28 protein-coding genes are annotated in these 18,824 nt (G+C 56.4%); all 28 read left to right on the plus strand.

The annotated features are described in order from the left end of the window. The first annotated feature begins 93 nt into the window (after window positions 1-93). The 28 genes from ilvC (at window position 94) to secY (ending at window position 18,821) form a co-directional block, all read left to right on the plus strand. Window positions 94-1,131, plus strand: a complete 1,038-nt coding sequence (ilvC, locus tag B0B07_RS10515; RefSeq protein ID WP_268753126.1) for a ketol-acid reductoisomerase — start codon at window positions 94-96, stop codon at window positions 1,129-1,131. Beyond that, complete coding sequence (locus B0B07_RS10520; RefSeq protein WP_076758808.1) at window positions 1,118-2,668, plus strand: 2-isopropylmalate synthase; 1,551 nt, start codon at window positions 1,118-1,120, stop codon at window positions 2,666-2,668. The genes ilvC and B0B07_RS10520 overlap by 14 nt, the downstream gene beginning before the upstream one ends. Before the next feature lie 125 nt (window positions 2,669-2,793). Further along, window positions 2,794-3,894, plus strand: a complete 1,101-nt coding sequence (gene leuB / locus B0B07_RS10525; protein ID WP_076758810.1) for a 3-isopropylmalate dehydrogenase — start codon at window positions 2,794-2,796, stop codon at window positions 3,892-3,894. A gap of 18 nt (window positions 3,895-3,912) precedes the next feature. Continuing rightward, window positions 3,913-5,322 (plus strand): 3-isopropylmalate dehydratase large subunit, encoded by a 1,410-nt coding sequence (gene leuC / locus B0B07_RS10530; RefSeq protein WP_076758811.1) that lies wholly within the window; start codon window positions 3,913-3,915, stop codon window positions 5,320-5,322. A gap of 22 nt (window positions 5,323-5,344) precedes the next feature. Next, window positions 5,345-5,929, plus strand: a complete 585-nt coding sequence (gene leuD, locus B0B07_RS10535) for a 3-isopropylmalate dehydratase small subunit (RefSeq protein ID WP_076758813.1) — start codon at window positions 5,345-5,347, stop codon at window positions 5,927-5,929. A gap of 312 nt (window positions 5,930-6,241) precedes the next feature. After that, the gene (locus B0B07_RS10540; RefSeq protein ID WP_076758814.1) at window positions 6,242-7,564 is read left to right on the plus strand and encodes a Na+/H+ antiporter family protein; all 1,323 of its coding nucleotides are present in this window, start codon (window positions 6,242-6,244) and stop codon (window positions 7,562-7,564) included. A gap of 804 nt (window positions 7,565-8,368) precedes the next feature. Further along, window positions 8,369-8,677: a 30S ribosomal protein S10 gene (gene rpsJ / locus B0B07_RS10545; protein ID WP_008298888.1), complete on the plus strand. Its 309-nt coding sequence runs from the start codon at window positions 8,369-8,371 to the stop codon at window positions 8,675-8,677. Window positions 8,678-8,718: 41 nt separating this feature from the next. Then, complete coding sequence (gene rplC / locus B0B07_RS10550) at window positions 8,719-9,345, plus strand: 50S ribosomal protein L3 (protein ID WP_076758817.1); 627 nt, start codon at window positions 8,719-8,721, stop codon at window positions 9,343-9,345. An 18-nt stretch (window positions 9,346-9,363) separates the two neighbouring features. Further along, on the plus strand, window positions 9,364-9,987 hold the full coding sequence (gene rplD / locus B0B07_RS10555; RefSeq protein WP_076758818.1) for a 50S ribosomal protein L4: 624 nt from the start codon (window positions 9,364-9,366) through the stop codon (window positions 9,985-9,987). Beyond that, entirely contained in the window at window positions 9,987-10,271 is a 285-nt protein-coding gene (rplW, locus tag B0B07_RS10560) for a 50S ribosomal protein L23 (RefSeq protein WP_076758820.1), read from the plus strand. Before rplD ends, rplW begins: the two co-directional genes overlap by 1 nt. Before the next feature lie 39 nt (window positions 10,272-10,310). Then, the gene (gene rplB / locus B0B07_RS10565; RefSeq protein WP_076758822.1) at window positions 10,311-11,141 is read left to right on the plus strand and encodes a 50S ribosomal protein L2; all 831 of its coding nucleotides are present in this window, start codon (window positions 10,311-10,313) and stop codon (window positions 11,139-11,141) included. A gap of 60 nt (window positions 11,142-11,201) precedes the next feature. Next, entirely contained in the window at window positions 11,202-11,480 is a 279-nt protein-coding gene (gene rpsS, locus B0B07_RS10570) for a 30S ribosomal protein S19 (protein WP_076758824.1), read from the plus strand. A 19-nt stretch (window positions 11,481-11,499) separates the two neighbouring features. Continuing rightward, on the plus strand, window positions 11,500-11,844 hold the full coding sequence (gene rplV, locus B0B07_RS10575; RefSeq protein WP_076758825.1) for a 50S ribosomal protein L22: 345 nt from the start codon (window positions 11,500-11,502) through the stop codon (window positions 11,842-11,844). Between the two features lie 3 nt (window positions 11,845-11,847). After that, window positions 11,848-12,504, plus strand: coding sequence for a 30S ribosomal protein S3 (gene rpsC, locus B0B07_RS10580; RefSeq protein ID WP_076758826.1), 657 nt, complete (start codon window positions 11,848-11,850; stop codon window positions 12,502-12,504). Between the two features lie 2 nt (window positions 12,505-12,506). Next, window positions 12,507-12,941: a 50S ribosomal protein L16 gene (rplP, locus tag B0B07_RS10585; RefSeq protein ID WP_076758828.1), complete on the plus strand. Its 435-nt coding sequence runs from the start codon at window positions 12,507-12,509 to the stop codon at window positions 12,939-12,941. Continuing rightward, the gene (gene rpmC, locus B0B07_RS10590; protein ID WP_040225839.1) at window positions 12,931-13,131 is read left to right on the plus strand and encodes a 50S ribosomal protein L29; all 201 of its coding nucleotides are present in this window, start codon (window positions 12,931-12,933) and stop codon (window positions 13,129-13,131) included. Before rplP ends, rpmC begins: the two co-directional genes overlap by 11 nt. Before the next feature lie 17 nt (window positions 13,132-13,148). After that, window positions 13,149-13,412 carry a 30S ribosomal protein S17 gene (gene rpsQ, locus B0B07_RS10595; protein ID WP_076758829.1) on the plus strand — a complete coding sequence of 88 codons (264 nt, stop codon included), beginning with the start codon at window positions 13,149-13,151 and terminating at the stop codon, window positions 13,410-13,412. Between the two features lie 33 nt (window positions 13,413-13,445). Beyond that, on the plus strand, window positions 13,446-13,814 hold the full coding sequence (rplN, locus tag B0B07_RS10600) for a 50S ribosomal protein L14 (RefSeq protein ID WP_076758830.1): 369 nt from the start codon (window positions 13,446-13,448) through the stop codon (window positions 13,812-13,814). Between the two features lie 36 nt (window positions 13,815-13,850). Next, a complete protein-coding gene (gene rplX / locus B0B07_RS10605; RefSeq protein WP_076758832.1) occupies window positions 13,851-14,177 on the plus strand; it encodes a 50S ribosomal protein L24 in 327 nt (108 codons plus the stop codon). Between the two features lie 26 nt (window positions 14,178-14,203). After that, window positions 14,204-14,743, plus strand: a complete 540-nt coding sequence (gene rplE / locus B0B07_RS10610; protein WP_076758833.1) for a 50S ribosomal protein L5 — start codon at window positions 14,204-14,206, stop codon at window positions 14,741-14,743. Between the two features lie 19 nt (window positions 14,744-14,762). Continuing rightward, entirely contained in the window at window positions 14,763-14,948 is a 186-nt protein-coding gene (locus B0B07_RS10615) for a type Z 30S ribosomal protein S14 (RefSeq protein ID WP_076758835.1), read from the plus strand. Between the two features lie 30 nt (window positions 14,949-14,978). Continuing rightward, entirely contained in the window at window positions 14,979-15,377 is a 399-nt protein-coding gene (rpsH, locus tag B0B07_RS10620; RefSeq protein ID WP_076758837.1) for a 30S ribosomal protein S8, read from the plus strand. A 30-nt stretch (window positions 15,378-15,407) separates the two neighbouring features. Next, complete coding sequence (gene rplF, locus B0B07_RS10625; protein WP_076758839.1) at window positions 15,408-15,947, plus strand: 50S ribosomal protein L6; 540 nt, start codon at window positions 15,408-15,410, stop codon at window positions 15,945-15,947. Between the two features lie 31 nt (window positions 15,948-15,978). After that, window positions 15,979-16,341 carry a 50S ribosomal protein L18 gene (rplR, locus tag B0B07_RS10630; protein WP_076758841.1) on the plus strand — a complete coding sequence of 121 codons (363 nt, stop codon included), beginning with the start codon at window positions 15,979-15,981 and terminating at the stop codon, window positions 16,339-16,341. A 21-nt stretch (window positions 16,342-16,362) separates the two neighbouring features. Beyond that, on the plus strand, window positions 16,363-16,860 hold the full coding sequence (gene rpsE, locus B0B07_RS10635) for a 30S ribosomal protein S5 (protein WP_076758842.1): 498 nt from the start codon (window positions 16,363-16,365) through the stop codon (window positions 16,858-16,860). A gap of 13 nt (window positions 16,861-16,873) precedes the next feature. Further along, window positions 16,874-17,053 carry a 50S ribosomal protein L30 gene (rpmD, locus tag B0B07_RS10640; RefSeq protein WP_076758844.1) on the plus strand — a complete coding sequence of 60 codons (180 nt, stop codon included), beginning with the start codon at window positions 16,874-16,876 and terminating at the stop codon, window positions 17,051-17,053. A 32-nt stretch (window positions 17,054-17,085) separates the two neighbouring features. Then, window positions 17,086-17,526, plus strand: a complete 441-nt coding sequence (rplO, locus tag B0B07_RS10645) for a 50S ribosomal protein L15 (protein ID WP_076758845.1) — start codon at window positions 17,086-17,088, stop codon at window positions 17,524-17,526. Further along, window positions 17,526-18,821 (plus strand): preprotein translocase subunit SecY, encoded by a 1,296-nt coding sequence (secY, locus tag B0B07_RS10650; protein ID WP_076758847.1) that lies wholly within the window; start codon window positions 17,526-17,528, stop codon window positions 18,819-18,821. The genes rplO and secY overlap by 1 nt, the downstream gene beginning before the upstream one ends. Window positions 18,822-18,824 lie beyond the last annotated feature (3 nt).

Raw genomic sequence — 18,824 nt, forward strand, 5'->3', positions numbered from 1 at the left:
GGCGCACGAAAGCATACGGCAGCTTTGGACAAAGTGAATCAACGGCACGGCAAGGCCGGCCGAACCATAAAAACGAGAACCCATGAGGAGGAAATTAAAATGGCAAAAATGTACTATAACCAGGATGTTAACGAGGCGGCACTCCAAGGCAAGAAAATCGCGGTCATCGGGTACGGCTCCCAGGGCCATGCCCATGCACAGAACCTGAAGGAATCCGGTTTTGACGTCGTGGTCGGAGTCCGTCCGGGCCGCTCGTTCAATCAGGCGGTTGAAGACGGCATCGAGACGGCGACCGTCCGCGAAGCGGCGGAAGCGGCGGACGTCATCATGGTCCTCCTCCCGGATGAGCGCCAGACCCAGGTGTACAACGAAGAGATCCGGCCGTCACTCCGGGCGGGCAAGGCGCTCGTGTTCGCACACGGATTCAATATCCACTTCAATCAGATCGTCCCTCCGTCGGATGTTGATGTGTTCATGGTCGCACCGAAGGGCCCCGGCCATCTCGTGCGCCGCACATACGAATCCGGCGCCGGCGTCCCGGCACTGTTCGCAGTCCATCAGGATGCATCCGGGCAGGCGAAGGAAATCGCCCTCGCCTATGCAAAAGGGATCGGGGCCACCCGTGCAGGCGTTCTTGAAACAACGTTCCAGGAAGAGACGGAAACCGATCTCTTCGGCGAACAGGCCGTTCTTTGCGGGGGCACCACGGCGCTCGTCAAAGCCGGTTTCGAAACGCTCGTCGAGGCGGGCTACCAGCCGGAGCTTGCATATTTTGAAGTGCTCCACGAGCTGAAGCTCATCGTCGACCTCATGTACGAAGGCGGCCTTGAGGGGATGCGCTATTCGATTTCCGATACGGCACAGTGGGGCGACTTCGTTTCCGGACCACGGATTGTCACGGAAGATACGAAGGCCCGCATGAAGGAAGTGCTCGAAGACATCCAGAGCGGCAAGTTCGCGAAAGGCTGGCTGCTTGAAAACCAGCTCAACCGTCCGGAATTCAATGCGATCAACCGCCGTGAGTCCGAGCACCAGATCGAGAAAGTCGGCCGTGAGCTCCGTGCCATGATGCCGTTTGTCAACGAAGGGAAGAAACCGAAAAAGGAAGTGGTCGCCAGTGCGCAAAATTGACATCTTTGACACGACACTGAGGGACGGGGAGCAGTCGGCCGGGATTAATCTCAACACCGCCGAGAAACTGGAGATCGCCAGACAGCTCGAACGCCTCGGAGCGGCAGTCATCGAGGCCGGATTCCCGGCCGCCTCGCCCGGTGACCAGGACGCGGTGCGCCGGATCGCCGGCACGGTCAAAAACTCGATCGTGACGGGGCTCGCCCGATGCTACAAGAAAGACATCGATGCGGCCTGGGAGGCACTGAAGGGTGCGGAGCAGCCGCACGTCCACATCTTCCTCGCCACTTCGCCGATCCATATGGCCTACAAGCTGAAAAAGACGCCGGACCAGGTCGTTGAAGCAGCCGTCGAGGCAATCCGGTACGCAAAGCAGTTTTTCCCGCTTGTCCAGTGGTCCGCGGAAGATGCTTCCCGGACGGAGCCTGAATTCCTTGCCCGCATCGCAGCGGAGGCCGTAAAGGCAGGTGCCACGACGATCAACATCCCGGACACGGTCGGCTACGCGACGCCGCAGGACTACGGAGCGATCTTCAAGTATCTGAAGGAGACCGTCCCGGGCATCGAAAACGTGAAGCTGTCCGCACACTGCCATGACGACCTCGGCATGGCGACGGCGAACACGCTTGCCGCAATCGAGAACGGCGCCGACCAGGTGGAAGGCACGATCAACGGTATCGGGGAGCGCGCGGGCAACGTGGCGCTCGAAGAAATCGCGGTGGCCCTCCATATCCGGAAAGACCACTACCATGCCGAATCCGGCATCACGCTCAAGGAGATCAAGCGCACGAGCGAACTCGTAAGCCGGCTGACCGGGGTCGCCGTCCAGCCCAACAAGGCGGTCATCGGGAAGAACGCCTTCGCCCACGAGTCGGGCATCCACCAGGACGGCATGCTGAAAAACCCGGACACATACGAGATCATCACGCCGGCACTCATCGGGGACGCGCATACCGAGCTCGTGCTCGGCAAGCACTCCGGGCGCCATGCTTTCCGTGACCGGGCCGTCCAGATGGGCTTTGAACTCGGCGAAGAGCAGCTGAACGAGGCATTCGCCGAATTCAAGAAGCTTGCGGACCGCAAGAAGGAGATCACCGAGGCGGACCTGCTCGTCATCCTCACGCACCGCCAGATCCAGGATGCGGAAACACCGGTATACGGGCTCGAGAGCTTCCAGATCCAGTACGGTACGGCGAACATCCCGACCGCAACGGTTTCGGCCGTCATGCCGGACGGGACGCAGGTGACCGAGGCGGCGACCGGATCCGGCTCCGTCGAAGCGATCTTCAATACGCTGGAGCGCATCGTCAAGGAAAAGGTCAACATTCTGGACTACCGGGTGACCTCCATCGGAAAAGGCCGTGACGCGCTCGGCGAAGCCTACGTCAACCTGCGGGTCGCGGGAACCGAAATTGCCGGCCGCGATGCGTCGCAGGACGTGCTGGAAGCGACGGCGAACGCCTACTTCAATGCGATCAACCGAAAGCTCGTCAAAGACGCACAGCAACAGCCCGACGCCGTGCCGGCAGCAAACTGATCCGCCGCACGGACAGAACGACGGACTGAAGAACAGCTTTGGCAGATCAGCAGGTTGTATTTGCCGAAGCCGGCCGGTCCCGGCCCGGAAAGCCGGCAACCCCATCACATAAGGAGGAAGAGAACATGGAAAAGACAATTGCCGTATTGCCAGGGGACGGAATCGGCCCCGAAGTGACGAGTGCCGCAGTCAAGGTGCTGAAACTCATTGCCCGGCGCTACAACCATTCATTCAAGCTGTCTTACGGACTGATCGGCGGAGCGGCAATTGACGCCCTCGGAAATCCGTTCCCCGAAGAGACGGCCGACGCCTGCCAGGCGAGCGACGCCGTCCTTCTCGGAGCGGTCGGGGGTCCGAAGTGGGATGCCAATGCGTCGGGGAACCGTCCTGAAAACGGCCTTCTCGCGATCCGGAAACATTTCGGCCTGTTCGCCAACCTCCGGCCGGTGAAGGCGGTGCCGGCGCTGCTCGGCGCTTCCCCGCTAAAGGAAGAAAAGGCATCCGATGTCGACCTCATGATCGTCCGTGAGCTGACCGGCGGCCTGTACTTCGGGGAGCCGAAGCACCGCACGCATGAAGCGGCGGTCGATACGCTGAGCTACTCCCGCGAGGAGATCGAGCGCATCGTCGACAAGGCATTTGAGCTCGCACGGGTGCGCAGAGGGAAAGTGACCTCCGTCGACAAGGCGAACGTATTGGAGACGAGCAGGCTCTGGCGGGAGGTCGTCGAGGAAAAGAAGGCCGCCTACCCGGACGTCCGGGTCGAGCACCAGCTCGTCGACTCTTGCGCGATGAAGCTCATCACGGACCCGGCAGCATTTGACGTCGTCGTCACGGAGAACATGTTCGGGGACATCCTGAGCGATGAGGCTTCCGTGATCACCGGCTCGCTCGGCATGCTGCCGTCCGCCAGCATCCGGTCGGACGGCTTCGGCCTCTATGAGCCGGTGCATGGTTCGGGCCCGGACATCGCCGGCAAGGGCATTGCGAATCCGGCTGCGGCCATCCTGTCCGCCGCCATGATGCTCCGGTACTCGTTCGGCATGGACACCGAGGCGGCCGCGATCGAAGAGGCGGTCCAGACCGTCCTCGAAGACGGTTTCCGCACGGCGGATGTGGCGGAAGAAGGCACACGGGCACTTTCAACGGAAGAATGGACAGAGCGGATTTTGGAACAGCTGGACAGCGAGGCGGTCTCTGACCACATCCTGTTCGCCTATATGTAATTCGGGAGGCGGAAGCGCATGGCTAACACAATCATCGATAAAATTTGGGATCAGCATATCGTCTTCAGGGAACCGGGCAAGCCGGACCTCCTGTATATCGACCTTCATCTGCTCCATGAAGTCACTTCACCCCAGGCATTTGAAGGACTCCGGATGAACGGCCGAAAGGTGCGCCGGCCGGATCTTTGCTTCGCGACGGTCGACCACAATGTGCCGACGCGCAACCGCGCGGAGATCAAGGACCCGGTTTCGCGCAAGCAGATCCGCACGCTCGGAGAAAACTGCGGGGAGTTCGGCGTGCCGCTTGCGGGCGTCGACCACCCGGATCAGGGGATCGTCCATGTCATCGGACCGGAGCTCGGCCTGACGCAGCCCGGCAAGACGATCGTCTGCGGCGATTCGCACACATCCACGCACGGTGCGTTCGGGGCGCTTGCGTTCGGGATCGGCACGAGTGAAGTCGAGCATGTGCTGTCGACACAGACGCTCTGGCAGTCCCGGCCGAAGACGATGCAGATCCGCATCGATGGAGAAATCGGGCCCGGCGTGACCGCCAAAGACATCATCCTCGCCATCATCTCCAAGTTCGGCACGGACGTCGGCACCGGGCACATCGTCGAGTACACGGGCGAGGCGATCCGGAAGCTGTCCATGGAAGAGCGGATGACGGTGTGCAACATGTCGATCGAGGCCGGCGCCCGTGCAGGGCTCATCAGTCCCGACGAGACGACCGTCGACTATCTGCGCGGCCGCCGTGAGGTTCCGCAGGGAGAAGCGTTTGAAGCGGCGGCTGCCGCATGGCTCGAACTCGCATCCGATGAAGGGGCGGAGTATGACACGACGCTCACAATCCATGCCGACGAGATCGAGCCGTTCATCACATGGGGCACGAACCCGTCGATGGGTGCCGGCATTTCGGGGCAGGTTCCGCATGCGGCAGACTTTGAGAACGAAATGGACCGCGAAGGGTTCCTGCGTGCGATCGAGTACATGGGCCTTAAGGAAGGCCAGAAGTTCACCGACATCGCGGTCCAGCATGTCTTCATCGGCTCTTGCACAAATGCGCGTCTAAGCGACCTCCGGGCAGCGGCAAAAGTCGTCGAAGGCCGCCGGGTCCACCCGTCTGTCACGGCGATCGTCGTTCCTGGGTCGCGCACGGTGAAGAAACAGGCCGAAGACCAAGGGCTTGACCGGATCTTCCTTGACGCCGGGTTCGAATGGCGCGAGTCGGGCTGCAGCATGTGCCTCGCGATGAACGACGATATCGTTCCGGCGGGCGAGCGCTGTGCCTCGACGTCCAACCGGAACTTCGAAGGCCGCCAGGGAACCGGATCGCGGACGCATCTCATGAGTCCGGCGATGGCTGCCGCCGCCGCAATCGAGGGCCGGTTCACCGACGTGCGGACCCGGTTCGCCGTCCACGCATGAGCAGAAGAAAGGAGATTGCCCCATGAAGCCGATCAACGAAGTGACCAGCATCATGACGCCGCTCGACCGGAGCAACGTCGACACGGACCAGATCATCTCGAAGGAATTCCTGAAGCGCATCGAACGGACGGGCTTCGGAAAATATCTGTTCTACCACTGGCGCTTTGACGCCGACGGAAAGCCGAAGGAAGACTTCGTCCTGAACGATCCCCGGTTTGCGGGATCGGAAATCATCGTCGCCCGGGAAAACTTCGGGTGCGGCTCGTCACGCGAGCACGCACCGTGGGCGATCCTGGACTACGGCTTCCGGGTCGTCATCGCACCGAGCTACGCGGACATCTTCTACAATAATTGCATGAAGAACGGGATTCTCCCGATCCGGCTGCCCGAAGAGGAAGTGGAATCCCTCCTGGAAAAAGGCAAGGAGCATCCCCATGAGATCGCCGTCAGCCTGGAGGAGCAGACCATTACGGAGCCGGACGGCACGGTCCGCCGCTTTGACATTGACCCGTACTGGAAGGAAATGCTCCTGAATGGCTGGGATGAGATTGCCCTCACGTTCAAATACGAAGACCATATCCGGGCGTATGAAGAACAGCACGCCTGAAGGTCCGCAACACCGGCAAGCCCCTGATGGGAGGCTTGCCGGTGTTTTGTTGTGGTGCGGATGGCGGAGCGCCCCTCGATAGGGGAGCCTTCCTGTCCTCGGGGGTGTGCATGCAGGGACTTCCGGACGGTCCGAAGCGGCCTTTCTTCCCTAAAATGCCTGAACCGGAAGGAGGCAGCCCGCCGGAAGCGAATGAATTCAGGAGGAAAAAATTTCTCCGGTTGACTTACTGTCTGTGAATCTGTTAAATTAATTTCTGTACTTCATTAATTCATCACGCTAAAGCATTAAAGCGAAAAGGGTGTGTTATAGATGAACGCAGTCATTCTGGCCGTCGCGGTCATGCTCATTCTCAGCCTGTTCCGGGTGAACGTGGTGCTGGCGCTCGCAATCGGAGCACTGGCCGGCGGGCTATCCGGCGGCTTGTCCATCCATGAAACAATCGATGCCTTCACCGGCGGTCTCGGCGGAGGGGCGACGATCGCCCTCAGTTATGCGCTTCTCGGAGGTTTCGCCGTTGCCATTTCAAAGACGGGCATCCCCGAGGTGCTTGTCGGCCTCATCCTGAAGGTCGTCGGAGAAGGGCAGGAAAAGCAGCGCAAGGGGCTGGCGAAGGCGCTCGTTATTTTTGCCCTCCTGCTCATCGCCATTTCATCCCAGAACCTCATTCCGATCCATATTGCCTTCATTCCGCTGCTCGTCCCGCCGATCCTGCATATCCTGGACATGCTCAGAATCGACCGCCGGCTCATCGCGTGTGTGTTGGCGTTCGGTCTGACGGCGCCGTACATTCTTTTGCCGTTCGGGTTCGGCCTGCTGTTCCACGAGGTCATCTACAACCAGATGAAGCTTGCCGGACTGACGATCAACATGGCGGATATCCCGGGGGCGATGGCCATCCCGGTCGGCGGCATGCTGATCGGCCTGCTTGTCGCCGTCTTCATCTCGTACCGGAAGCCGCGCGACTACGGTGACGACGGGGCGGCCATCTCTTCCCGCGTCCAGGGGGCGAAAGTGCCGGCCAGGAACATCCTGTTCACCGTGCTCGCGCTCATCGCCGCACTCGCAGCCCAGATCTGGACGGATTCAATGATCATCGGGGCGATTGCCGGGATCGCGGTTCTTTACGCATCCGGTTCGGTACGATGGAAAGAAGCGGATGAACTGCTCAATGACGGCATGAAGATGATGGCCTTCGTCGGCTTTGTCATGATCGCGGCGAACGGCTTCGCCGGGGTCATCCAGGAGACCGGCGATGTGGAATCCCTTGTCCAGGCGGCGAGCGGGATGCTCGGGGACAACAAAGGCGCTGCTGCGCTCATCATGCTGGTCGTCGGCCTCCTCGTCACGATGGGAATCGGTTCCTCGTTTGCGACCGTTCCGATCATCGCCGCCATCTTTGTCCCGCTCAGCGTCGAGTTCGGATTCAGTACGCTCGCCATCATTTCCCTCATCGGGACGGCCGGCGCACTGGGGGACGCCGGATCCCCGGCATCGGACAGCACCCTCGGACCGACCGCCGGCCTCAATGCCGACGGCCGCCACAACCACATATGGGACACATGCGTTCCGACGTTCCTTCATTATAATATCCCGCTCGTCCTTTTCGGCTGGATCGCCGCCATGATCCTCTGAGCGCACCCAACGTAAGCCACCCCCGTTTTGAGCGGGGGTGGCTTTGCCGTTATGGATGGCCGGTGTGAATTAAGGAGAGGCGTTATGAATTATGGATGGCCGGTGTGAATTAAGGAGAGGCGTTATGAATTATGGATGGCCGGTGTGAATTAAGGAGAGGCGTTATGAATTATGGATGGCCGGTGTGAATTAAGGAGAGGCGTTATGAATTATGGATGGCCGGTGTGAATTAAGGAGAGGCGTTATGAATTATGGAGGAGCGTTGTGAATTATGGAGGGCCGTTATGAATTATGGAGAGGCGTTATGAATTAAGGAGAGCGGTTATGAATTAAGGAGGAGCGTTGTGTATTAAGGAGAGCGGTTATGAATTATGGAGTGACGTTATGAATTAAGTAGAGGCATTATGAATTATGGAGAGCAGTTATGAATTAAGGGGGCCTGTTATGAAATAAGGAAGCCGGTTATGAATCAAGAAAAGCCGCTCCCTATGCAAAATCCTCCTCCGCCGCACCGGTCCGGCCAACAGAATCCCCGCACCCAAACCTCAAATTTCAAACAATTCCCTTCTCCCTTGCACGGGCACGCGACACCCGGTATACTAGGTAAGTCCACGAAAATCCACAAAAGAATGTCGCACTGACAGTTGCGAGGTTCTTTATTTTTGTGTATAATGTGGAATGTTGGTCTATCGACTGCGATGAAGCGGGAGGTTGCTGACACACCCGGCCGCTTTGCCATGGCGAGTGTGCAGGATAATTTCCGTGGAGAACTGTCTTGAAAAAAGGCGAAAGGGAGGGAAAGTAATGGCAAAACAAAAAATCCGTATCCGTTTGAAAGCGTACGACCACCGTATCCTCGATCAATCCGCTGAGAAGATTGTCGAAACGGCAAAACGTTCTGGTGCAAGTGTTTCGGGTCCGATCCCGCTTCCGACAGAACGCTCGGTCTACACGATCCTGCGTGCTGTGCACAAGTACAAAGACTCGCGTGAGCAATTCGAGATGCGTACACACAAGCGTCTGATCGACATCGTCAATCCGACGCCGAAAACGGTCGACGCCCTGATGAAGCTTGATCTGCCATCCGGCGTGGATATCGAAATCAAACTCTAATAAAACCAATACAAACTTACACAATGCAGGAGGTGTGACGAATGACCAAAGGAATCTTGGGTAGAAAAGTCGGCATGACACAAGTGTTCGCCGAAAACGGCGATCTCATCCCGGTAACAGTCATCGAAGCGGCGCCGAACGTCGTCCTTCAAAAGAAGACGGCTGAAACGGACGGCTATGCAGCAGTCCAGCTCGGTTTCGACGACAAGCGCGAAAAGCTTGCGAACAAACCGGAAAAAGGCCACGCAGCCAAAGCAGAAACTGCGCCTAAGCGCTTCGTTCGCGAATTCCGCGGAGAAGACACGGCCGATTACGAAGTTGGTCAGGAAGTCAACGTAGAAATTTTCGCAGCAGGAGACTTTGTGGACATCACAGGCACAACGAAAGGGAAAGGCTTCCAGGGTGCGATCAAGCGCCACGGCCACTCCCGCGGTCCTATGAGCCACGGTTCCCGCTTCCACCGTGCACCAGGTTCGCTCGGTCCGGTTGACCCGGCACGCGTATTCAAAGGGATGAAATCCCCTGGCCGCATGGGCGGAGACACAGTGACGATCCAGAACCTCGAAATCGTCAAAGTCGACGCAGAACGCAATCTTCTTCTCGTTAAAGGGAACGTACCGGGCGCGCGCAAATCGCTCGTCAAAGTACGCGCAGCCCTCAAGAAATAAGGAAAGGAGGACAACACAATGCCAAAAGTATCCGTACTGAATCAAACGGGCGCTTCTGTCGGCGAACTCGAACTGAATGAATCGATCTTCGGAATCGAGCCGAACGAAGCTGTCCTGTTCGAAGCCATCATCGCTCAGCGCGCATCGCTGCGCCAGGGCAACCACAAAGTCAAACACCGTGGTGAAGTAGCCGGCGGCGGCCGCAAGCCATGGCGCCAAAAAGGCACAGGCCGTGCCCGCCAAGGTTCCATCCGCTCGCCACAGTGGCGCGGAGGCGGTACCGTATTCGGTCCTGTACCACGCAGCTACAGCTACAAAATGCCTAAGAAAGTCCGTCGTCTTGCTCTTCGCTCCGCGCTTTCGACGAAAGTCCGCGAAGAAAGCCTCATCGTACTGGAAGGCCTCGCATTCGACGCGCCAAAGACAAAAGACTTCATCAAAGTGATGAACGACCTGTCCGTCGGCAAAAAAGCATTGTTCGTCACAGCCGAGCCTGACGAAAACGTCGCTCTGTCCGCACGCAACATCCCGGGCATCACGGTCGTCTCCGCAAACGGCATCAATGTTCTCGACCTCGTCGGCCATGACAAGCTCGTCATGACGAAGTCCGCGGTCGAAAAAGTAGAGGAGGTGCTTGGTTAATGGATGCACGTGATGTATTGAAGCGTCCGGTCATTACCGAGCGTTCCGCCGAAGCGATGGAAGACAAAAAATACACGTTCGATGTAGATGTCCGCGCCAACAAGACGCAAGTCAAACAGGCAGTCGAAGAAATCTTCGGCGTCAAAGTGGAAAAAGTCAACATCATGAACGTCAAAGGCAAGTTCAAGCGTATGGGCCGTTACGGCGGATACACGAACAAACGCCGCAAAGCCATCGTCAAACTGACAGCTGAATCGAAAGACATCGAACTCTTCGAAGCTTAATAAACGCACCGTACCCAAAAAACAAGAGGAGGGAAAACAATGGCGATCAAGAAGTACAAACCGACGACGAACGGCCGACGTAACATGACGGCTTCCGACTTTGCCGAGATCACAACGGACAAGCCGGAAAAATCGCTCCTCGCGCCTAAACACCGCAAGGGCGGCCGCAACAACCAAGGCCGTACGACAGTCCGTCACCAGGGCGGCGGCCATAAGCGCCAATACCGCATCATCGACTTCCAACGTCGGAAAGACGGCATTCCAGGACGCGTTGCTACGATCGAATACGATCCGAACCGTTCTGCCAACATCGCATTGATCAATTACGTAGACGGGGAAAAGCGCTACATCCTCGCACCGAAAGGCCTCAAGGTCGGCATGCAGATCATGTCCGGACCGGAAGCCGACATCAAAGTAGGTAACGCTCTTCCACTCGAGAACATCCCGATGGGTTCGACGATCCACAACATCGAACTCAAGCCAGGAAAAGGCGGCCAGCTCGTCCGTTCCGCAGGCACATCGGCACAGGTCCTCGGTAAAGAAGGCAAATACGTCATCGTCCGTCTCCAATCCGGCGAAGTCCGCATGATCCTCGGCGCATGCCGCGCGACAATCGGACAGGTCGGCAACGAGCAGCACGAACTGATCAACATCGGTAAAGCAGGCCGCTCCCGCTGGATGGGCAAGCGCCCGACAGTCCGCGGTTCCGTCATGAACCCGAACGATCACCCGCACGGTGGTGGTGAAGGCCGTACGCCAATCGGACGTAAAGCGCCAGTCACGCCTTGGGGCAAGCCGGCACTCGGCCTCAAAACACGCAAGAAGAAAAACAAGTCGAACGATCTCATCATTCGTCGCCGCAAAAAATAATGTGGTTTCTCTGCGGTTCACGGGGTGGGCCGTGGGGCAATCACGGAGGGAGGTACCAACATGGGTCGCAGCTTGAAAAAAGGACCTTTTGTCGATGATCATCTTATGAAAAAGGTCGAAACGCAAAATGCAAACGACAAAAAGCAGGTAATCAAAACTTGGTCCCGCCGTTCGACGATCTTCCCGAACTTCGTCGGCAACACAATTGCTGTCTATGATGGACGCAAACACGTTCCGGTTTTCATCACGGAAGACATGGTCGGCCACAAACTCGGTGAATTCGCGCCATCGCGCACTTACCGCGGACACGGAGCCGACGATAAGAAAACGAAACGCTAATTGAGAGGAGGTACCCCTGATGCAACAAGCTAAAGCCATCGCCCGCACGGTCCGTATCGCTCCTCGCAAAGTTCGTCTTGTCGTCGATCTGATCCGGGGCAAGCAAGTGGGTGAAGCGGTCGCAATCCTTAAACTGACTCCGAAAGCCGCATCGCCGGTTGTCGAGAAAGTATTGAAATCTGCAGTGGCAAACGCCGAGCACAACTACGACCTGGACATCAATAACCTCGTTGTCAGCGAAGTATTCGTCGATGAAGGTCCTACGCTCAAGCGTTTCCGTCCACGTGCACAAGGACGCGCCAGCAAGATCAACAAACGCACTAGCCACATCACAGTAGTGGTATCCGAGAAGAAGGAGGGATAATTCGTGGGTCAAAAAGTACATCCAAACGGTATGCGTCTTGGAGTCATCCGTGACTGGGAGTCCAAATGGTACGCAGAAAAAGACTACGCTACACTGTTGCATGAAGACTTGAAAATCCGTGAATTCATCGAGGAAAGACTGAAAGACGCTTCCCTTTCCCAAGTGGAAATCGAGCGTGCAGCCAACCGCGTGAACATCACGATCCACACTGCGAAGCCCGGCATGGTGATCGGGAAGGGCGGTTCCGAAGTTGAAGCGCTCCGCAAGCAGCTCAACGCACTCACAGGCAAACGCGTGCACATCAACATCGTTGAAGTGAAACGTGCAGATCTTGATGCGAAACTCGTCGCAGAAAACATCGCACGCCAGCTTGAACAACGTGCTTCGTTCCGCCGTGCACAAAAACAAGCGATCCAACGCACAATGCGCGCAGGCGCCAAAGGGATCCGCACACAAGTATCCGGCCGTCTCGGCGGTGCAGACATCGCCCGTGCCGAACACTACAGCGAAGGAACCGTTCCGCTCCATACACTCCGTGCCGACATCGACTACGCTCATGCTGAAGCCGATACAACTTACGGCAAACTCGGTGTCAAAGTATGGATCTACCGCGGCGAAGTCCTTCCTGTCAAGAAGAAAACCGAGGAAGGAGGCAACTAATCATGTTGATGCCTAAACGTGTGAAACACCGTCGTGTACACCGCGGCAAAATGCGCGGTGAAACTAAAGGCGGCGGCGAAGTGATGTTCGGCGAATACGGCCTCCAGGCTGTAGAATCCGGCTGGATCACAAACCGCCAGATCGAATCCGCACGTATCGCCATGACCCGTTACATGAAGCGTGGCGGTAAAGTTTGGATCAAGATCTTCCCTCATAAGCCATATACGAAAAAACCTCTTGAAGTCCGGATGGGTTCCGGTAAAGGTGCCGTCGAAGGATGGGTGGCCGTTGTCAAGCCAGGCCGCGTCATGTTCGAAATCGCCGGAGTTTCCGAAGAAACTGCCCGCGAAGCACTTCGCCTTGCCTCCCACAAACTGCCGGTGAAGAGCAAGTTCGTAAAACGCGAAGAAATTGGTGGTGAATCGAATGAAGGCTAATGAAATCCGTGAATTGACCACTGCTGAAATCGAACAAAAAGTGAAATCGCTGAAAGAAGAGCTCTTCAACCTCCGTTTCCAGCTTGCGACCGGCCAACTTGAGAACACAGCTCGCATTCGTGAGGTGCGCAAGTCGATCGCGCGCATGAAGACCGTCATTCGTCAACGTGAAATCAGCGCCAACAACTGATAAAGGAGGCTGCAAGCATGGAAGAGCGTAACCAGCGCAAAGTCTACACGGGCCGCGTCGTTTCCGACAAGATGGACAAAACGATCACTGTTGTCGTCGAAACGTACAAAAAGCACCCGAAACTCGGCAAACGCGTCAAATACTCGAAGAAATACAAAGCTCATGATGAAAACAATGTAGCCAAAATCGGCGACGTCGTCCGCATCATGGAAACTCGCCCGCTGTCTGCTACGAAGCGTTTCCGCCTTGTAGAAGTCATCGAAAAAGCGGTCATCATCTGATTGAGAACTTAACCTTGAGAGGAGGTACCCTCAATGATTCAACAAGAGAGTCGTATGAAAGTCGCTGACAACTCCGGCGCGCGTGAAGTCCTCACGATCAAAGTGCTCGGTGGTTCCGGCCGCAAGACTGCGAATGTCGGCGACATCGTCGTCTGCACGGTGAAGAAAGCAACACCAGGAGGCGTTGTCAAGAAAGGTGACGTCGTCAAGGCTGTTATCGTCCGCACAAAGAGCGGCGTTCGCCGGAAAGACGGTTCTTACATCAAATTCGACGAAAACGCATGTGTTATCGTCCGTGACGACAAGAGCCCCCGCGGTACACGGATTTTCGGACCTGTTGCTCGTGAACTCCGCGACGACAACTTCATGAAAATCATTTCGCTGGCTCCGGAAGTCCTTTAATCCATAGGGTAGTGCCAACCAAGGAGGTGCAAGAGAATGCACGTTAAAAAAGGTGATAAAGTCCAGGTGATCACAGGAAAAGACAAAGGGAAAACCGGCGTCATCCTTGCTGCATTCCCTAAGAAAGACCGTGTGATCGTGGAAGGCGTCAACATCGTTAAAAAGCATACGAAGCCGAACCAGGAGAATCCGCAGGGCGGCATCGTGAGCAAAGAAGCTGCGATCCACGTATCGAACGTCATGCTGCTCGACCCGAAATCGGGCGAACCGACTCGTGTCAGCTACAAAGTGGGCGAAGACGGCAAGAAAGTCCGCATCGCCAAGAAATCCGGCGAAGTCATCGCCGATCCATTCAAGAAATAAGCGACTAGAGGAAGGAGGTACTCCTGATGAACCGCCTGAAAGAGAAATTCCAAAGCGATATCACACCTGCTCTCATGAGCAAGTTCGAATATGAATCGGTCATGCAAGTGCCGAAAATCGAAAAGATCGTCATCAACATGGGTGTCGGCGACGCTGTCCAGAACAGCAAGGCGCTCGACGCTGCTGTAGAAGACCTCGAAATCATTGCCGGCCAAAAGCCGATCGTCACGAAAGCGAAGAAATCCATCGCCGGCTTCCGTCTCCGTGAAGGAATGCCGATCGGCACGAAAGTAACGCTTCGCGGCGAACGCATGTATGATTTCCTCGACAAGCTGGTCTCCATTGCACTCCCGCGTGTACGTGACTTCCGTGGCGTCTCCACGAAAGCGTTCGACGGCCGCGGCAACTACACGCTCGGCGTGAAGGAACAGCTCATCTTCCCGGAAATCGACTACGATAAAGTTTCTAAAGTACGTGGGATGGACATCGTCATCGTCACGACTGCAAACACGGACGAAGAAGCCCGTGAACTGTTGACTCAGTTCGGCATGCCGTTCCAAAAGTAAACGAAAGGGAGGCGAAATTGTGGCTAAGAAATCCATGATCGCAAAGCAGAAGCGCACGCCTAAACACAAAGTGCAAGAGTACACCCGCTGCGAACGCTGCGGACGTCCGCACTCTGTATACCGCAAATTCAAGCTTTGCCGTATCTGTTTCCGTGAACTTGCATACAAAGGGCAACTGCCTGGCGTGAAAAAAGCCAGCTGGTAATCCCCCATTCTGGGAAGGAGGTTAAACACAATGACTATGAGTGATCCGATCGCAGATATGCTCACACGTATCCGCAACGCCAACATGGTACGCCATGAGAAACTGGAAGTTCCTGCTTCCAACATGAAAAAAGAGATCGCCGAAATCCTGAAGCGCGAAGGGTTCGTCCGTGACGTGGAATACATCGAAGATGACAAGCAAGGGGTCATCCGCATCTTCCTCAAATACGGCCAAGAAAACGAACGCGTCATCACAGGCCTCAAGCGGATCTCGAAGCCAGGTCTTCGCGTCTACGCGAAAACGAACGAAATCCCTAAAGTCCTGAACGGTCTCGGTATCGCACTCGTCTCCACGTCCCAGGGTCTCCTGACGGACAAAGAAGCACGTGCGAAGCAAGTCGGCGGCGAAGTCGTCGCATACGTCTGGTAATCCGCTACAAACGAATGGAGGTGCAACAACATGTCCCGTATTGGCAATAAGCTGATCGAGGTGCCTGAAAACGTGACAGTCACGATTGCCGATGACAACACAGTCACGGTAAAAGGCCCGAAAGGCGAACTGGTTCGTACATTCAACCAAGACATTACGATCAACCAGGAAGGCAACATCATCACCCTGACACGCCCGACTGACAATAAAGAACACCGCTCGATCCACGGAACGACACGCTCGCTGCTGAGCAACATGGTCGAAGGCGTTTCGAAGGGCTTCGAGAAATCCCTCGAACTCGTCGGCGTCGGTTACCGTGCGCAGAAGCAGGGCGACAAGCTCGTGCTGAACGTCGGCTACTCCCACCCGGTTGAATTCACACCGGAAGAAGGCGTAGAAATCGAAGTTCCATCCAACACGAAAATCACTGTCCGCGGATACAGCAAGGAGCGCGTCGGCGCGCTTGCATCCAACATCCGTGCGGTACGCCCGCCAGAGCCTTACAAAGGCAAAGGGATCCGTTACGAAGGCGAACATGTCCGCCGCAAAGAAGGTAAGACAGGTAAATAATGCCGCATAGGCATCGAAAGGAGTGACCACGATGATTACGAAAAAGGACAAGAACGAAGTCCGCAAGAAACGCCACGCACGCGTGCGTTCGAAAATCAGTGGCACTGCCGAGCGTCCGCGCCTGAACGTCTTCCGCTCAAACAAGCATATCTATGCTCAGCTGATCGACGATGCCAATGGCGTGACACTTGCAAGTGCATCCACTATGGACAAAGGTTTCGAAGCATCTTCTTCTTCCAATGCAGAAGCTGCAACGAAAGTCGGCGAAGCGATCGCAAAGAACGCTGCCGAAAAGAACATCAAGTCTGTCGTCTTCGACCGCGGGGGTTACCTCTACCACGGCCGCGTAAAAGCCCTGGCAGATGCAGCCCGTGAAAACGGTCTGGAATTTTAATAAAGAAGGAGGGACTCTTTAATGCGTCGCAATGAAGTGAAAAGTGAGTTCGAAGAACGCGTAGTAACGATCAACCGCGTAGCGAAAGTCGTCAAGGGCGGCCGTCGCTTCCGTTTCACGGCTCTCGTCGTCGTCGGTGACAAGAACGGCCGCGTCGGTTTTGGTACAGGCAAGGCACAGGAAGTTCCGGATGCGATCCGCAAAGCCGTTGAAGATGCGAAGAAAAACCTCATCAACGTACCGATGGTCAACGGCACAACGCCGCACGAAGTGATCGGACGTTTCGGTGCAGGCTCCGTCTTCATCAAGCCGGCTGCTCCTGGTACCGGTGTCATCGCTGGCGGCCCTGTCCGTGCGGTGCTTGAACTCGCAGGAATCACGGATATCCTTTCGAAATCTCTCGGCTCCAACACGCCGATCAACATGGTCCGCGCGACAATTCAGGGCCTCACAGAACTGAAGCGTGCCGAGGATGTTGCAAAACTCCGTGGCAAATCCGTAGAAGAACTGCTGGGCTGAGGGGGGAAAACTAATGGCTAAACTCGCAATCACCCTTAAGAAGAGTGTGATCGGTTCGAAACCGGCTCAACGCAAAACGGTCGAAGCACTCGGCCTCCGCAAGACGAACCAGACAGTTGAGCACGAAGACAATGCTGCAATCCGCGGCATGATCAACACGGTCAACCACCTGGTCACAGTTGAAGAAATCTAATCTCAATTCATAAATAAGGAGGTGCCAGTCAAATGAAACTGCATGAACTGAAACCTGCAACGGGATCCCGCAAAGAACGCAACCGCGTAGGCCGCGGACCGGGCTCCGGCAACGGCAAGACATCCGGCCGCGGTGCGAACGGCCAGAAAGCCCGTTCCGGCGGCGGTGTGCGCCCTGGCTTCGAAGGTGGGCAACTTCCTTTGTTCCAACGCCTGCCTAAGCGTGGATTCACGAACATCAACCGCAAGGAATATGCCATCGTGAACCTCGATACGCTGAACCGTTTCGAAGAAGGCACGGAGATCACTCCTGAACTCCTTCTTGAAACAGGCATGGTCAGCAAAGAGAAATCCGGGATCAAGATCCTCGGAAACGGCAAGCTCGAAAAGAAGGTCACTGTGCGGGCCCACAAATTCTCTGCATCTGCTAAAGAAGCGATCGAGAACGCAGGCGGCTCCGCAGAGGTGATCTGATGTTCCAATCCCTCTCAAACTTTATGCGCGTCCGGGAAATCCGGAATAAAATCTTCTTCACGCTGGCATTGCTCATCGTATTCCGCCTCGGGACCTTCATCCCGGTGCCGAATGTCGATGCGTCAGCACTCCAGGCAGCCGACGACTTCAGTCTCATCGGCTTTCTGAACACGTTCGGGGGCGGTGCGCTCGCGAACTTCTCCATCCTAGCGATGGGGATCATGCCGTATATCACGGCATCGATCATCGTCCAGCTTCTTCAGATGGATGTCGTTCCGAAATTCGCCGAATGGGCGAAGCAGGGCGAAGTCGGGCGCAAGAAACTGGCCCAGTTCACCCGTTACTTCACGGTCGTCCTGGCGTTTATCCAGTCGATCGCCATGTCTTACGGGTTCAACCGGATGTATGGCGGCACGCTCATCAAAGACGACGGATTCACGACTTACCTCGTGATCGCGGTCGTTTTGACGGCGGGCACGTCGTTCCTTCTCTGGCTCGGTGAGCAGATCACCGAAAGAGGGGTCGGGAATGGCATTTCGATCATCATCTTCGCCGGGATTGCGGCTGCGATTCCGAACGCGGTGAACCAGATCTACGCCCAGCAGATCCAGGACGCGGGTGACCGCCTGTTCCTGAACATCCTGATTCTGTTGCTGCTCGTTCTTGCGGTGATTGCCATTGTTGTCGGCGTCGTATACGTCCAGCAGGCACTCCGCAAGATTCCGATCCAGTATGCGAAGCGTGTAACGGGCCGTGGCCGCCAGCAGGCGGGCCAGCAGACCCACCTGCCTTTGAAAGTTAACGCTGCAGGGGTTATTCCGGTAATCTTCGCTGTGGCGTTCATCATAACTCCACAATCGATCGCGTCGTTCTTTGGCCAGAACAAATGGACGGCGGCCATCATCGAGATCTTCGACTATACGAAGCCGGTGGGGATGATCATTTATGTGGCGCTGATCCTTGCCTTCACTTACTTTTACGCATTCGTGCAGGTCAATCCTGAGAATGTCGCGGACAACCTGAAGAAGCAGGGGGCCTACATCCCGGGCATCCGTCCGGGCGGCGACACACAAAGCTATCTGACCCGCGTATTGTACCGCCTGACATTCGTCGGCTCGATCTTCCTCGCGCTGATTGCGGTTCTGCCGATTTTCTTCATCAATCTGGCAGGCCTTCCGCAATCCGTCCAGATCGGGGGCACCAGCCTCTTGATCGTCGTCGGGGTCGCACTCGAAACGATGAAGGGACTCGAGTCCCAGCTCGTCAAGCGCCATTACAAAGGGTTCATGAAGTAATGC

This window comes from Edaphobacillus lindanitolerans, assembly GCF_900156305.1.
Taxonomy (GTDB): domain Bacteria; phylum Bacillota; class Bacilli; order Bacillales_A; family Planococcaceae; genus Bhargavaea; species Bhargavaea lindanitolerans.

Bases quoted from the DNA above. Each gene is read 5' to 3' on its own strand.
- rpsJ (WP_008298888.1), top strand. From the start codon at position 8,369: ATGGCAAAACAAAAAATCCGTATCCGTTTGAAAGCGTACGACCACCGT.
- rpsE (WP_076758842.1), top strand. From the start codon at position 16,363: ATGCGTCGCAATGAAGTGAAAAGTGAGTTCGAAGAACGCGTAGTAACG.
- rplD (WP_076758818.1), top strand. From the start codon at position 9,364: ATGCCAAAAGTATCCGTACTGAATCAAACGGGCGCTTCTGTCGGCGAA.
- rplV (WP_076758825.1), top strand. From the start codon at position 11,500: ATGCAACAAGCTAAAGCCATCGCCCGCACGGTCCGTATCGCTCCTCGC.
- rplR (WP_076758841.1), top strand. From the start codon at position 15,979: ATGATTACGAAAAAGGACAAGAACGAAGTCCGCAAGAAACGCCACGCA.
- B0B07_RS10540 (WP_076758814.1), top strand. From the start codon at position 6,242: ATGAACGCAGTCATTCTGGCCGTCGCGGTCATGCTCATTCTCAGCCTG.
- rplE (WP_076758833.1), top strand. From the start codon at position 14,204: ATGAACCGCCTGAAAGAGAAATTCCAAAGCGATATCACACCTGCTCTC.
- rplW (WP_076758820.1), top strand. From the start codon at position 9,987: ATGGATGCACGTGATGTATTGAAGCGTCCGGTCATTACCGAGCGTTCC.
- rplO (WP_076758845.1), top strand. From the start codon at position 17,086: ATGAAACTGCATGAACTGAAACCTGCAACGGGATCCCGCAAAGAACGC.
- rplP (WP_076758828.1), top strand. From the start codon at position 12,507: ATGTTGATGCCTAAACGTGTGAAACACCGTCGTGTACACCGCGGCAAA.
- secY (WP_076758847.1), top strand. From the start codon at position 17,526: ATGTTCCAATCCCTCTCAAACTTTATGCGCGTCCGGGAAATCCGGAAT.
- leuC (WP_076758811.1), top strand. From the start codon at position 3,913: ATGGCTAACACAATCATCGATAAAATTTGGGATCAGCATATCGTCTTC.
- leuB (WP_076758810.1), top strand. From the start codon at position 2,794: ATGGAAAAGACAATTGCCGTATTGCCAGGGGACGGAATCGGCCCCGAA.
- rplF (WP_076758839.1), top strand. From the start codon at position 15,408: ATGTCCCGTATTGGCAATAAGCTGATCGAGGTGCCTGAAAACGTGACA.
- rpsH (WP_076758837.1), top strand. From the start codon at position 14,979: ATGACTATGAGTGATCCGATCGCAGATATGCTCACACGTATCCGCAAC.
- rpmD (WP_076758844.1), top strand. From the start codon at position 16,874: ATGGCTAAACTCGCAATCACCCTTAAGAAGAGTGTGATCGGTTCGAAA.
- rplB (WP_076758822.1), top strand. From the start codon at position 10,311: ATGGCGATCAAGAAGTACAAACCGACGACGAACGGCCGACGTAACATG.
- rpmC (WP_040225839.1), top strand. From the start codon at position 12,931: ATGAAGGCTAATGAAATCCGTGAATTGACCACTGCTGAAATCGAACAA.
- rpsQ (WP_076758829.1), top strand. From the start codon at position 13,149: ATGGAAGAGCGTAACCAGCGCAAAGTCTACACGGGCCGCGTCGTTTCC.
- leuD (WP_076758813.1), top strand. From the start codon at position 5,345: ATGAAGCCGATCAACGAAGTGACCAGCATCATGACGCCGCTCGACCGG.
- rplC (WP_076758817.1), top strand. From the start codon at position 8,719: ATGACCAAAGGAATCTTGGGTAGAAAAGTCGGCATGACACAAGTGTTC.
- rpsS (WP_076758824.1), top strand. From the start codon at position 11,202: ATGGGTCGCAGCTTGAAAAAAGGACCTTTTGTCGATGATCATCTTATG.
- rplX (WP_076758832.1), top strand. From the start codon at position 13,851: ATGCACGTTAAAAAAGGTGATAAAGTCCAGGTGATCACAGGAAAAGAC.
- rplN (WP_076758830.1), top strand. From the start codon at position 13,446: ATGATTCAACAAGAGAGTCGTATGAAAGTCGCTGACAACTCCGGCGCG.